Annotated in this window: 8 protein-coding genes and 1 tRNA gene; 7 read left to right on the forward strand and 2 right to left on the reverse strand. The window is 53.9% G+C overall.

All coding sequences use genetic code 11. The features are described from left to right. Window positions 1–10: 10 nt before the first annotated feature. Both SH573x_RS13555 and SH573x_RS13560 read right to left on the reverse strand, forming a co-directional pair. Entirely contained in the window at window positions 11–931 is a 921-nt protein-coding gene (locus tag SH573x_RS13555; RefSeq protein ID WP_479355848.1) for a PfkB family carbohydrate kinase, read from the reverse strand. Further along, entirely contained in the window at window positions 928–2,448 is a 1,521-nt protein-coding gene (locus SH573x_RS13560; protein WP_479355849.1) for a protein kinase domain-containing protein, read from the reverse strand. Before SH573x_RS13560 ends, SH573x_RS13555 begins: the two co-directional genes overlap by 4 nt. A gap of 304 nt (window positions 2,449–2,752) precedes the next feature. Here SH573x_RS13560 and SH573x_RS13565 point away from each other — a divergent pair, with 304 nt between their 5' ends. The 7 genes from SH573x_RS13565 (at window position 2,753) to SH573x_RS13595 (ending at window position 12,583) form a co-directional block, all read left to right on the forward strand. Next, window positions 2,753–3,625, forward strand: a complete 873-nt coding sequence (locus SH573x_RS13565; protein ID WP_479355851.1) for a hypothetical protein — start codon at window positions 2,753–2,755, stop codon at window positions 3,623–3,625. A 74-nt stretch (window positions 3,626–3,699) separates the two neighbouring features. Then, window positions 3,700–3,773: transfer RNA gene (locus SH573x_RS13570), tRNA-Val, on the forward strand. Between the two features lie 1,915 nt (window positions 3,774–5,688). Then, window positions 5,689–6,702, forward strand: a complete 1,014-nt coding sequence (locus SH573x_RS13575) for a hypothetical protein (RefSeq protein WP_479355853.1) — start codon at window positions 5,689–5,691, stop codon at window positions 6,700–6,702. Window positions 6,703–7,072: 370 nt separating this feature from the next. Beyond that, window positions 7,073–7,537, forward strand: a complete 465-nt coding sequence (locus SH573x_RS13580) for an SMI1/KNR4 family protein (RefSeq protein WP_479355855.1) — start codon at window positions 7,073–7,075, stop codon at window positions 7,535–7,537. Window positions 7,538–7,664: 127 nt separating this feature from the next. Further along, window positions 7,665–8,411 carry a metallophosphoesterase family protein gene (locus SH573x_RS13585; protein ID WP_479355857.1) on the forward strand — a complete coding sequence of 249 codons (747 nt, stop codon included), beginning with the start codon at window positions 7,665–7,667 and terminating at the stop codon, window positions 8,409–8,411. Between the two features lie 684 nt (window positions 8,412–9,095). Further along, window positions 9,096–9,515, forward strand: a complete 420-nt coding sequence (locus SH573x_RS13590; RefSeq protein ID WP_479355858.1) for a BlaI/MecI/CopY family transcriptional regulator — start codon at window positions 9,096–9,098, stop codon at window positions 9,513–9,515. Between the two features lie 2 nt (window positions 9,516–9,517). Then, a complete protein-coding gene (locus SH573x_RS13595) occupies window positions 9,518–12,583 on the forward strand; it encodes a M56 family metallopeptidase (protein WP_479355860.1) in 3,066 nt (1,021 codons plus the stop codon). The last annotated feature ends 777 nt before the right edge of the window (window positions 12,584–13,360 follow it).

The raw sequence follows: 13,360 nt of genomic DNA on the forward strand, positions 1-13,360 counted from the left end.
CGCTTCAGGCTTATGCTTGCCTGAACGGCGCGATCAGCTCGGCAGGCAAGCGAGGAGTCGCGCCGCTTTGGGTACAGACAAAGGCCGCGACGTCGGTGGCTCGCTGGTTGACGACCGCTAGTGGCCAACCTTGCAACCAGCCCATCAGCATGGCCGCGGTGAACGCATCACCCGCCCCCACGGTATCGCGAATCGTCACGCTGGGCGGGGCACAATGATCGAGGTTGGTCTCTGTTACCAGCGTTGCACCGCGAGAGCCTCGAGTTAACGCAATCAACTGCAAGTCGAACTTCCGACGCAGGGTCTCGATTGCAAGTCGCAACTCTTCTTCACTCCGCAGTTGGTCGGCTGAGCCAATCGAGCAGGCGCGCAGGACGATGGGCAATTCATCTTCGTTCAGTTTCAATACATCGCTCACGGCCAACGACTGAGCAATCGTCTGCTCGCTCCAGTAAGTCACCCGCAGGTTCACATCGAACACGCGCAAAGTTTCAGTCGGCACCGCTTTCAGGAACTGCATGATGGTGTCTTGCGACTTCGCCGCGCGTTGAGCCAACGTTCCGAAACAAACCGCACGACATTCGCAGGCCAGTTGTGCCAGCTGGTCATTCCACTGAATTGCATCCCACGCTGGATGTTCGCTGAACGTGTAGGTGGGTTGACCCTGGTCATCCACATCGACGATCACTCGGCCGGTTTCATGAGTATTGCGTTGGAGCCAGCGTGTTTCCACTCCGTGCGAGACCAGGGCTTCGATGGCCGGTTGCGACAGCGGATCGCTATCGGGTCCCACCGCGCTGGCCATCGCAACTCGGCCACCCAGAGCTCGCGCGTGGCACGCAAAATTTGCAGGAGCTCCTCCGAAGACTGGTCCATCGCGAAACACATCCCATAAGACTTCGCCCAGTCCAACTATCCAGCCATCCATCATGAACTTGCCGCCAATACTACTTTGGATTCACACGTGTAATCGTGCAACGTTCTGCGTTGAGAACCAAAGAACATACAAGCCACGTCAGCCAAAATAAAGATGCCAGTGGCGATGTTTACGTAAATGCCTTCCCAACCAAAGTTGGTCACCAGCACGATCGACAAGATCACCATCCACAGCGGAATGTTGCGCAAGAATTCCCGCGTTACGCGCTTGGATCTACCCAGCGGCAAACCAAACGGATCGACCACCCGCAATTGGCTCAGCCAGCGACCCGGCGTTCGAATATCCCACCAGATGAAGGCTAACAAACAGAGAGGCACCAGCATCAAAAACAAACTTACCATCGGCGTGATCAAATAGGCGCTCATCTGGTCGAGCGACTCCTGACTGCGCTTCAGAACATAAGCCAACCCCAGCGTCGGCACCATCAACCCAATTTGGTCGATGCCGTAGGCCAGTAGTCTGACTGGAAAGCCTGCGGGTGTGGAACCGCGGGGCTGCAAGTTCTCCAGATCCAATCGCAAGTCTTCATAGGTCGCGTAACGTTTGGCCGGATCCTTTTCGAGCAGCTTGGATAGGATATCTCGCCAAGCCACCGGCAACGTCTTGGGCCAGATTTCGGGAAAATCAACTTCAGCCGTGCGATGAGTCTCCAAGCGCTCGCGCAGGTTCCTGCCTCGCAGTTGAAAGGGCAACTGGGCAAAGGTCAATTCAAACAGCGTCACACCGAGGGCATACAAATCTGTTTGCACACTGTTGGCCGCGCCATCCAATATCTCAGGGGCTAAATAATTGGGTGTGCCAGAGAGCGACGAGTTGGGTTCGGACTCGAGAAAGCAGGCCAGGCCAAAGTCAGACAGTTTGATCGTGCCGTCGCCTGAACGCAACAAGTTAGCCGGCTTGATGTCGCCGTGCACAATGCCGTAACGAGTAGCATGTTCCAGAGCACCAATGATCTGCAGGGCGATACTCATCACCTCGGCAAAGGGTAACGGTCCATTGCGCAGCGTTTCTTGGAGCGTATGTCCATCGAGCAGTTCCATCGCAAAGAACGGGTTGGTCTCATCGCGACTGACGTAGTAGATGGTTACAACGTTGGGATGATTCAGTCGAGCTTGTGTGATGGCTTCTTGCAGAACTTTATCGACATCGCTTTGATTGTCGCCGGACTGCCGCGTATGCAAAAGCTTTACAGCTACATACCGTTGTAACGAAGTATCCAAGGCTCGGTAGACCGACCCCATGCCACCTCGGCCCAGCCGTTCGTCCAATTGAAAGTGGTCCAGCTTGTGGCCGATCAGCAAATCTTTGTGCAGATCGAAAGCGGTCTCGTCGGTCTGACGGTGTCGATTGAAATCGATGCTGATCGTGGCTGACATCGATTCCCGGATGGCGGCATAGTGCCAATTGCGATGGCATTCAGGACACTCCGCAACCATATCCGGTTGCACGACAAATTCGATGCCGCAAACACAGCGGTAGCGAACTGCGAAGAGTGTACTGGTATTGGCCATGCGAAAATTGCACCACGACGAGGTCCCATGTTGCTTTTCGGCAACATCATGTCCGGCTGGGAGTCCATCCCAGTCATCCGAGACAGCAGGCTGCAACCCATTGTGGTTTAAGCCTTTGCGAATTGCCAGCGGGTATTCGCAAAACGGAAATCTCGTTCCTGGCATCACCCCTGCTAGAGCCCCCCGTAGCGGAACGCGTCAAGCGTTTCGAAGTAGCGGAACGCGTCAAGCGTTTCGAGCCTCCCGTCACTTCCGAAAGCCTGGACGGCTTCCGCTACGGCCAGCCTTACCAAGGAATTCCTGAATGCATGCCAGGCAACTTGCGCAAATTGCCACCAGCTTTACCACGATTGGCCATTTGCTCAAGCACCCCGAGGTGCGGGCGGTGGGCGACGCGGCTCATGGCTATTGGCTGGCCAATCGCTTTCGCTTCGATGCCTGGCATCAGCGGATCAGCCAACATCGCGCAGCCATTGACCGCTGTGGAACCAGTCGACGAACGCGGCTGTGGCTCGACGTGCTGCCGACGTTGGAAGAGATTTTGATTAGCGAGTCGCTGTCGCGGGTAGTGGCTTATCTGTCGGCTGTGCTGGAGACGCATGAGGCGGATGCCGACTGGTCGGCGCTATCTCATAGTGTGCTGACCAGCCATATCGAAGCCCGCCATCGGTGCCTGAATTTAATGGTCTTCGGTTATGGTTTCCCAGTGGAGCGAGCTGTTGGCCTGAATCGTTTGCGGAGGACGGTCGAGTTCTTCACCGACCAGCTCATTAGTGCTCTTCCGCCTGGGCAACCGCTGGACCGTTACGCCCATGATTTACAGCTGGCAACGCATCAGCAGCGTCAGTTTATCCGTTACCCATTTCGCCTGGCCCTCGATCGTTTGCGTGTGCATGCTTTGTTGGTAGCGTTGGAGCAGTCGATCCAGAGCGATCATCGCCCCACCGCCGCTCATCCGCGACTGAATCAGAACATTGCCGAAGCAGCCCTGGGCATCTTGCCGGCTGAAGTTTTTGATGGCTTCGGTGTCATCCGTTCGCGCGCCGGCTTTGTAGCCAGTCAGCCTTCAACGGATATCGACATCAAAACCGACGACTTCGAACACCCGCTTCAATCGCCCTTCGACCTACTGCAACCGCCAGCCCGCATCCCGGCGAGCAAGACGCGTCGGCGCTAGGGGCAGCTCTTTCCTCGACACCCTCTCGACTGGAGGCTGATCGTTTTCTATCTTGTTGGCAGGTAGTTATTCATGGACGCCTAGCTCAGTTGGTTAGAGCACCGTCTTCACACGGCGGGGGTCACTGGTTCGAGTCCAGTGGCGTCCACTGACCTCGGTTCCTACTAAGCCGCAGGCGTTAGCCTCGGTTCCTACTCTCAGATCTGAGCCATGGAGCGATGTACGGGCAAAGGTCTTCCTAGGTCTCCTGGTCTGCCGATTCTATTGCAGCAAACCGGGATAAGAACAAGTTGCCGATGGCACATGCTCGCATACTTTATGCATCAATTAATGCATGCTCTTGTTCGTGCCGTCAGGCACCGGCACCCACCTGCTTTCCAAGCGGAAGTTTAGTATTTATTTCAGGCTGTTAGATAGCGGGGGGTTGAGTCACCCCCGAAAATTTCCTAGCGTGTATATCCAGCGGATATCCGCCGCGCCAGCGGGGATAACTACACTGGATATACCCGCCAAGAAGCGGGATAAATACATTGTTCCCGCTGTCATAATACTTCACCTGTAAAGTAAGTGCGTTATTCTAAATTGCTTCATTGTATTTTGGTATGCGAGTGAAACTCAGTTGCTCCAACAGGGTTCCACGCAAAGGCGCTAAGCCCGCGAAGGATTTCGGTTTGACCTTTGCGATCGTCGCGCCAATGCGTGAGTCCATGGAGCGGACAGAATGAACTGCTGGTCGACTCTTCAACTGGCTCTACTCTGGACAATTCCAAACTGTTACCACGAAGGGCACGAAGTGCACGAAGGATTCAAATCCAAAACTTCGTGCTCTTCGTGTCCTTCGTGGTTTCAAAATCTTTGTCGATGAAACTAGCGATCGGCAAAACGTTGTTGCCGCTTTGATACGTTATCCTGAAATTGCAAACGACGAGTACGCTCTTATGCATGTCGAAATGTTTGAAAATGGGATCGCATTGCGTTACGATCGGATTAGCTGGACAGACGAAGTCGATTCGTTGGCCGCTGCACGCTATAATCCAGCTCGTTCAAGATCGACATGCTGCAGAACGGACAATCGATAAACTGTCGTTGTAACTCTCTGTGTTCTCTGTGCCTCTGTGGTTCAATCGGTCTTGGCCAATGCAGACACGCCTATAAAACTGGCAAGGCGGCCAAGCGAAGTTGGGGCTTCAATTGTCGACCGGCTATACTGCAAGCTGGATTGCGTGGGTGCCGAAACATCGGGAACCTGGCAATCCACCGGAGCCGCGGGCGGTCTCCAACTTTCTAACAAAGTCAATCGCCGCGGCCGCGGTGATTGCGGACGTTCCCGCTGTTAAAACCGACATGCCGCTATAGACATGCCGATCAATCTGCCATGCTGACGAGGGTGGGCAGTGGAATCACCTATCACTGCTTCGAAATGGCTTGCTTCGAAGATTACTACGATCAGCCAAACTGGCTGGCAGGTTCATGATAGGCGCCGCAAAGCTCGTTGGCCGAATCATTGATTTCTACCACGAAGTGCACGAAGAGCACGAAGGACTGAATCGGAAACTTCGTGCTCTTCGTGGTTCAAAATCTTAATCGTTGAAACTGGCGATCAGCAAAACCAGTTGCGGCTTCGACTGCAGACCGGCTATACTCCGAGCCGCGTTGCCGGGTTCAAAAAAACATCGGGAACAAAGAGTTCCACCACAGCCCGCGACGGTGCTTTGCTTGATGGTTGATCAAACGCGCGGGCGTGGGCGCGAACGGCAAAGGTAGTTGGCTAGTTCAAGACATGCTGCAGAACGGACAATCGATAAACCGTGGTTGTATCCCTCTGTGTCTCTGTGGTTCAATAGGCTTTGGCTGATGCAGACACGCGTATGAAACTGGCCAAGCGGCCAGCGCTCAGTTGCGGCTTCAATTGTCGAGCGGCTAAAATCGTCAGTGGTAAAGTGACCCTTACGCGAAACTGCGACGAACCAAGCATTGCCCCCAAGTCGCGGTAGCCGGGTCAATTGAAATTGACAATCACTCGCTACAAATGGGTGAATGCAGACGTTAAGCTAGACAGCCAAATGAAACGATACAAACTGCATACTCTCGCTTTCACCTGTGTTCTGCTCCTCCCAATGACAGCTTGGGCTCAACTGCCCGTTGAATACTCCGGCACCGTCGATTGGGACGAACAAACCGCAACTATCACGTTTCGCACAAGTGGCACCATGCCCGATGCCAAAGAGGGCTTCTTCTTTTCGGTTCCTTCACGGGTGAAGCAGATAGTCATTGATGCCAACGTACAGATTAGGGGTGGTTTTCGCGTTCTTTACCGGGCAAAGGAGAATCCGCTTCACATTGTCGGCAAAGACCGATCGTCGTCGGTCATTTATGGCACAGACGAAGAGAAGTGGACAGATAGAAACAGCATTTCGGAAAACGAAAAATGGAAATACAGCAGTATCAGTGTAGTCGAGGATGCCGTTGTCTATGTTTCCAACATCACGTGCCAGAACCCTCGAGGATACATCATATCGGGATACGCAAAACACGCCGTCATTCACGTCGACTCGTGCTCACTGATTGACACACGCTCTGGCAACAACAATAACAGCGATGGCTTCGCTGGTGCCGCCGGGTCATCGGTGAAAGACAGCCTGATAAGTACGGCTGATGATGGCATCAAAATCTACAACGATATATCGATCGAGAATGTAACGATTGAACACCATAGGAATGGTGCGCCATTGCAATTTGGCTGGGGCGGCGAAGCCCAAACTGTGAATGCCAAGATCAATCGCCTTGTTATCAAAGGCGTTGATCCAGACAACCGGTACAACATGGCTCCCATGACATGGGAGCGGGGAAAGGACGCCATCCGGAACGTCGCCATTGACGGCCTTGAAGTCGACACCAAAGGGCAAGTCTACGACGAAGTAACGATGTCATGGCTGCCAATAGGCTTGTTGGAGTTGAAGCCTACCGACTGCCAATTTAATCTTACAGCGATCAACGCCAAGCTACATAACTTACCTTTGGGTCATCGTAAGACAGCGGGAACAATCGAAATTTCGGAGCCTCTAACAAAGGAATAGTGGCATAACCAGAAGTTGCATTGCCGGCCTGCCGGTCGCCGTCGGGCACCGGCACTCGCGATCGTCGAAGGTGGTTGGCAGGTTCAAGACATGCTGTAGAACGGACAATCGATGGTTACAATTCTCTGTGTTCTCCGTGTCTCTGTGGTTCAATCGGTCTTGGTCAATTCAGCCACCTATAATACTTGCGATCGGCCAAAGAAAGTTGCGGCTTCAATTGTCGACCGGCTATACTGCAAGCTGGGTTGACTGAGAGCCGAAACATAGGGATTCCGGCAATGCGACGGAGACGCCGGTCATCTCGAACTTACTAAACAATCAACCGCTCGAACCGGCTGATCGCAAACCTTCTGCCACTAGATCCAAGCCGATGACGACCGATTTCCTTTGGATGCAAGTTCACGAAGCTTGGCGTCGATCCGAGATCGCGATTCGTCCCGGTGTTTCGCCAACCGACATTAACGCGTTCGAATCGAAATACGGCGTTGTATTGGCGCCAGATGTTCGCGCTTACTTCATTGCAGCAGACGGAACGGGCGTCGATATGGACGACGGCTTGTACCGATTCTGGCCACTTTCTGAAGTGCGACCAGTTCATGAAGTTTTGGTGTCCGACCGGTTCGAATACTCCGACCGATATTCTTATCCCGACTGTTTCGCCTTTGGAGATCACTGTATAAATTGTTGGGTCTACGCCGTGCGACTCACGACTGACCCTTGGCAACCTGCCCCGGTTTTTCGCGTAACCGGAGGCGATCCGCCAGGCGAACAAATGGCAACGTCATTTCGCGAATTCATGACTCGGTACTCTCAGAGCCCCGACAGCATAATGTAACGACCACGGAAGCCGTGGCAGAACCAAGCGATGCAACGGAGCAGAAATGGCGTTCCGATTTTTCCCCAACATCAAGATCACTCGCGCCATTCCCGCCCGCTGATCGCACGCGTTAGCGGGCAGAATCATGGACGCCGTAATCAGCGACATTCACGGTAACCTCGAAGCGCTAGACGCCGTACTCAATGCAATTCGTCAGCTCGGCGCGGCGAGAATCATCTGCCTGGGCGACTTGGTGTGCTACGGCCCGGACTCGATCGAATGCGTACGCCGTTCTGCTGATTGGGATGTTGTACTCGCTGGCGATTGGGACGTCGCGATGATAGACCATGATCCAACCCAATGGATCCCGACAATCAATGAACATATCAAATGGGTTCGTAGTCAATTCCTGGCGGCGTCTGATTCGGCGACGTTGCTGAATATCATCGGTTCCTTTAGTCGGTCGTTCGTGGAAAATGGACGCCATTTCACGCATGGGACCCCCGATGACATGCGTGAATGGGTCTTTCCCGAGGATATACACAATCCCAAAAAGCTAGACCGAATCGCGAAGCAATTTGACGCTGTCTGCGCCTGCGGACACTCCCACATTCAAGGCATTTTCAAACGAAACGACCAATCGGAATGGGAGTTTGTTCAGCCACAGACTGGAGAGCGTTACGAACTGCAAGCCGGACGAAAGACAATATTGACTGTCGGTTCGGTTGGACAGCCGCGCGATGATGATCCACGCGCAGCCTTCCTGGTGATCGATGGCGACTACGTTACCTTTCACAGGGTCCAGTACAACGTAATGGCAACTTTGAACAAGATTCGCTCAATCCCAGAAATTGACAATATGCATGGCGAACGTCTACTCGTTGGCAGGTAAGCCCGATAATAAAGAAACGCACGCGAGCCTGCGGGTCGCCCTGGGCCTCCTGTCCATCTCTGGTTTGCTTTACCTCCCTAGCGTGATGTGGGTTGTCCTAGTGCCGGGCGCGATCATGTGGTTCGGCTGGGTAATGGTCGTGGTCTATCGACGAACACGGAGCCATCGGCACCGCCTACTCTTCTTGGGCGACGATGAGCGCTTCTTAAACTTGAGCGGAGTGGACGAGGCAGGCAAGGCATTCGAGCAATCTAGCCAGTCAGTCAGCGGTCCACCGAGACAAGCTCGGTGGTGCCGTCAGCGCGTTCTAGCCAATCAGTCAGCGGTCCACCGAGACGAGCTCGGTGGTGCCGTCAGCGCGATCTAGCCAGTCAGTCAGCGGTCCATCGAGACGAGCTCGGTGGTGCCGTCGGCGCGTTCTAGCCAATCAGTCAGCGGTCCACCGAGACGAGCTCGGTGGTGCCGTCGGCGCGATCTAGCCAGTCAGTCAGCGGTCCACCGAGACAAGCTCGGTGGTGCCATCGGACGCGAGCTAGCCTGTCAGTCAGCGGTCCACCGAGGCGACCTCGGTGGTGCTGTCGGGAATTACAGAAAAAGCCTGGGGCGAGAGTTGACTTGCTTACTACCCACGTGGTAACATCGCCTGCAGTTACTACAAATGTCAGAACTGTCGAGGCAGTGAGTATGAAATCGCAGGAGATATCCATTACCGATGCGGAATGGGAAGTCATGGAAAGCGTCTGGCAGGCTCCCCATCAGACACCGGCAGAAATTCTGGGACGAATCGACGTCGGTGATCGAAGTCACCGGACGCTGCGCACTCTCTTGGCTCGGCTGGTTGAGAAAGGAGCGATCACGGTACGCGTTGAGGGTGCCAAGCATCTCTACTCCGCTGGCGTTTCACGCGAGTCGTGTATCCGAACTGTAGCCAGGTCATTTTCCCAGCGCTTCTTCGCCGGCAATTTGAATGCCCTCTTGCTGCATTTCGTCAAAGATGAATCGCTGACCGATGACGAGATTCAACAACTCAAACAGCAATTGGACAAGCTCCCAAGTCGTTCCAAATCCGCTTCCAAATCCACTCGACGCAAACGAGGTTGCTGATCATGTTTAACTCATTTCAACCTCAGCTTGTTGTCGAACTCTTGTGGCGAGCCACTTGGCAATCGGCGGCGCTGGCCGCGGTAGTGGGTGTGCTTATGCTTGTAGCTCGGAAACAAATCGCACCGCGTTGGCGCGTTATCCTCTGGACGTTGCCGTTAGTTCGGCTGGCGCTTTTGGTGATTCCCGGCAGTAGCCTGAGTCTTTTTAATATGTTTGAGTCAACACACGCAATTGGAGCGTCCTCTCTAGTCGGATCGATGATCGCCACTCCTGATTCGAACATTGCATTCAGCGGTACACTGATAGCGACGGACCCAGTAGACTTGCCTGTCATCGCGGACAGCAACCGGTCCGCGCCTGCATCCTCTGGAGTTATTCCGAGGATGGTTGGTGAGGAAGTCGAGTCCGCCGACCAGCCAGGCAAATTCGCCAGCCTGTTTTGGGCTTGGTTGATTGGCTGCGCCTTTAGCGGCCTACTGTTCTTCCTCGGTAAAGCGCACCTAGCGAGAGTGATCGCCCGAGCCATGCCTCTAGACCGATCAGCCCTCGCAGAGCGGCTTACATCACGGTGCCGTGCACTGGGTTTTTGGCGGCGGGTGACATGCTTGATTGTTGACGCTGAAATTGGGCCTGCATCGACAGGACTGATACGCCCTAAGATCCTGCTCCCGCAGGCACTTCTTCGGGAGCTTAATGATGATCAATTGATGACGATCATCGAACACGAACTGCAACATATTCATCGCTTCGATGCTCTCTATTTGCTACTTGGTCGATTGGTTTGTTGCTTCCACTGGTTCAACCCTCTCGCTTACTGGTTGTCTGCTCGCATTCGCGCCGAGATTGAGCTGGCTGTCGACGCGGCGACAGTCGAGCACATCGATGATCAGTCGCGGATCGCTTATGGGAATCTTCTTATACGGCTCGCCACGCGACGTGCTCGCTCGCTTGGGCTGGCGTCGATGGCGGACCGAAGATCGAACCTCAAGCAACGCATTGCCGAATTGGCTTCGCCCATCAAGAATACGACGCTCCGATCTGCCTGTTGCCTGGGAGCGATTCTGTTGCTGATTGTCACGTGCCTGAGCGACATTGCTCGCACGCAGGAAAGTACCGCCTCTCCACCAACCAAGAAGGCCAGCCCAGTGGCGAGCCAGGCCGAGCCACAATCTGCAATTGCTGGCGACGGAAAGTACTTTATTGAAGGGAGGATTACGGATGAAGTTTCCGGTGATGGAGTGCCAGACGCTGAAGTACAGATCCTGGTTCCATCGGAAGAGAATATCGATAAACGGATTCTAAAAACTCGGAGCGATCTCAATGGTCATTACCGAGTTGCAGTTCCGTTGGGAGGAGTGCGTCTCTGGTTTCCCTCGATCAAGCCCGGATATTGGATCAAGAGCCCTGCAGACAATATGACTCAGCTATCGACGTCGACGTCCACGCCCATCGCGGTTCACAATATCACAGCCACTCCCGCGCCAGCTTGGGAAGTCAGTTTTTCCGGTGAGTTACCAGAAGATGAGATGGGCCGAATCGTGGCAGTCATGGAGGTGCCAGACGATGTTCTGCGTCGCAAAATCATCAATCAAGAACAATGGTCTTCGCAGGAGCCGATCAATCAGTGGAATTCGCTATTGAGCAGTGACCAAACCGGCGCATTCACGCAGATCGGCGAAAGTGGCAAGCTGATCCTTGGCGTCGGCACAGCCAGCGCCGAATTACTGATCGAAAGTGGCTTCAACAATTCTAGCGTAGCTTCGGTGAAGCAGATCGACGGAAGCGATGCCACTGAGATGCGCGATGCCAACGGACTCAAGGCAACGGTTAATGGTGCCAAAGTGACTCTGGAAAATGGAGTCGCCACACTGCACTTCAGTTCAAAGATTAGCGATCGATCCCAAGTTAAACTGTCTGGCGAAGTTGTTGACAGCAGCGGCAAACCAGTTGTGGGCGCAGAAGTTCGCATGGCAATGCGACAGCAGTCAGGCGGCGGCATATGGCCTGCTAGCAGTACGAAGACTGACGAACGTGGGCTATTCAATCTTGACATCGACTTCGCACAAGATTGGGCGATGCTGAACAAATCCACCATGTCTGTGGCAGCAAACATTCGCCATATCAATTTTGTCACTACAGAGTCGCGCTATATTCCCTGGACGGAGAATAAGCAACAGCTCGAATTCGGCAGGGTCATGCTAACACCTGGGCATTCCTTAGATTTACAAGTACTCGATTCAACTGGAGCCCCAGCGCCTGGTACCGCACTGCAACTCTTCAGCCCGGCGACGCAAGAGATCATGACCGCACGGACAGACGCTGACGGTCTGGCAACTGTCCGTGGGCTGCCAGCGGACGTCATTCGTATTCATGCATCGAACGGAAAGGCAATGGCGTCGAGTAAAGTTGTGGTCGATAGTAATAACTCTTCGTCGCAGGCGACCATTCGGCTGGCACAAAGCGTCCCCCAGACTGCTACGGCACCTGAGAAGAAACAGTCGCTGGCTGTAGGTACGCAAGCGCCCGAGTGGACCGTCGCCGCCTGGTCAGATGGCAAGGAACGTAAACTGTCGGATTACAGAGGCAAGATTGTCGTAATCGATTTTTGGGGTATGTGGTGTGGAGGCTGTATAACTTCCATTCCTGCGATGAAGCAGTTGGAAGTTGAATTTCAGAATGACGGCGTCGTTTTCTTCGGTATCCACACCGCTGATGGTGACATGGCACAAATCGAGAAGCTTAAAAGGCTCAAGGACTGGTCGATTGCTAGTGCACTCGATCGAGGTTCCTCCATTCAGGATAGTGATACCTGGCTGGAGTATGGAGTCAGCGGTGCGCCTACTTGGGTGATCATCGACCGAAACGGGAAGATCGCATATCGCACTGACATTCGACCTCAGGATACCGAAGCCTTCATGGCCGAGCAACAGAAGTTGGCCGAAGCGAATGGCTTACCATGGCCGCTTCCAGAAAATGGAACACCTGAGGAAATGAACGAAATTGCCAATAAGTTGATCTATGCGAATCTTAGCTCAATCTTGAAGGCACTTATCGAAACCCGGAATTGATTGGATTCCGGGCGTTGGGAGGCGTTCTAGCTACTTAGTCATGGGTCCACCGAGACGAGCTCGGTGGTGCCGGGTGCGCAATCTAGCCTGTCAGTCATCGGTCCACCGAGACGAGCTCGGTGGTGCCGTCGGCATTCAGGATCGTACCTTTGCGAGCTTGGCGCCTTTGCGTGAGGTTAGTGATCGTAGCTGACAGAAACAACTTGTAACAGTTCTTTCCAGTGGCTCAACTTTGGACGTTTGTCGGTTCAGATCGCTTGGTTGCGACTGTCGATGCAGACCAGCTATACTGCAAACCGCCTTGCCGGTGTTCGCGTGCTTTGGCAATTGTGAATCATGTAAGGCGACTGCGTGATCTCAGGCTTTATCGGGGCAAATCAGATGTCCATATTGCTGCAAGCATTCCGCGTCGGCGAGTCAGTACTGCTTGCCGATCAGGCATCGCTCGATGAACTGCAGAATCGTTACTCTGGTCGACTAATCGTGGTGCCCAACATGTCGCAATTTGCTGGTCGCAGGGTGCGGATCCGATTCGCGTGCACGTCGGACGGTTATCAGTTCGACGAGGTAGAGGGCCGTTGGATGGAAGAAGCGATCATTGACCCGTGCCTGCACCCAAAGATCCAAACCACGGACATGATATCGTACGCGCCCGCAAACCAAACCTATTTCGCGAGAGCAGACAACGCAGAAGAGCCCGGGTACGTTTCAATTGTCGATAGTAGTGACGAACTATTCTTACGATTCCGAAGCCAGAGTCCAATTTGTGATGCTCAA

The sequence above is a fragment of the Rania fehmarnensis genome (assembly GCF_056494185.1).

Bases quoted from the DNA above. Each gene is read 5' to 3' on its own strand.
- SH573x_RS13555 (WP_479355848.1), bottom strand. From the start codon at position 931: ATGATGGATGGCTGGATAGTTGGACTGGGCGAAGTCTTATGGGATGTG.
- SH573x_RS13560 (WP_479355849.1), bottom strand. From the start codon at position 2,448: ATGGCCAATACCAGTACACTCTTCGCAGTTCGCTACCGCTGTGTTTGC.
- SH573x_RS13565 (WP_479355851.1), top strand. From the start codon at position 2,753: ATGCATGCCAGGCAACTTGCGCAAATTGCCACCAGCTTTACCACGATT.
- SH573x_RS13575 (WP_479355853.1), top strand. From the start codon at position 5,689: ATGAAACGATACAAACTGCATACTCTCGCTTTCACCTGTGTTCTGCTC.
- SH573x_RS13580 (WP_479355855.1), top strand. From the start codon at position 7,073: ATGACGACCGATTTCCTTTGGATGCAAGTTCACGAAGCTTGGCGTCGA.
- SH573x_RS13585 (WP_479355857.1), top strand. From the start codon at position 7,665: ATGGACGCCGTAATCAGCGACATTCACGGTAACCTCGAAGCGCTAGAC.
- SH573x_RS13590 (WP_479355858.1), top strand. From the start codon at position 9,096: ATGAAATCGCAGGAGATATCCATTACCGATGCGGAATGGGAAGTCATG.
- SH573x_RS13595 (WP_479355860.1), top strand. From the start codon at position 9,518: ATGTTTAACTCATTTCAACCTCAGCTTGTTGTCGAACTCTTGTGGCGA.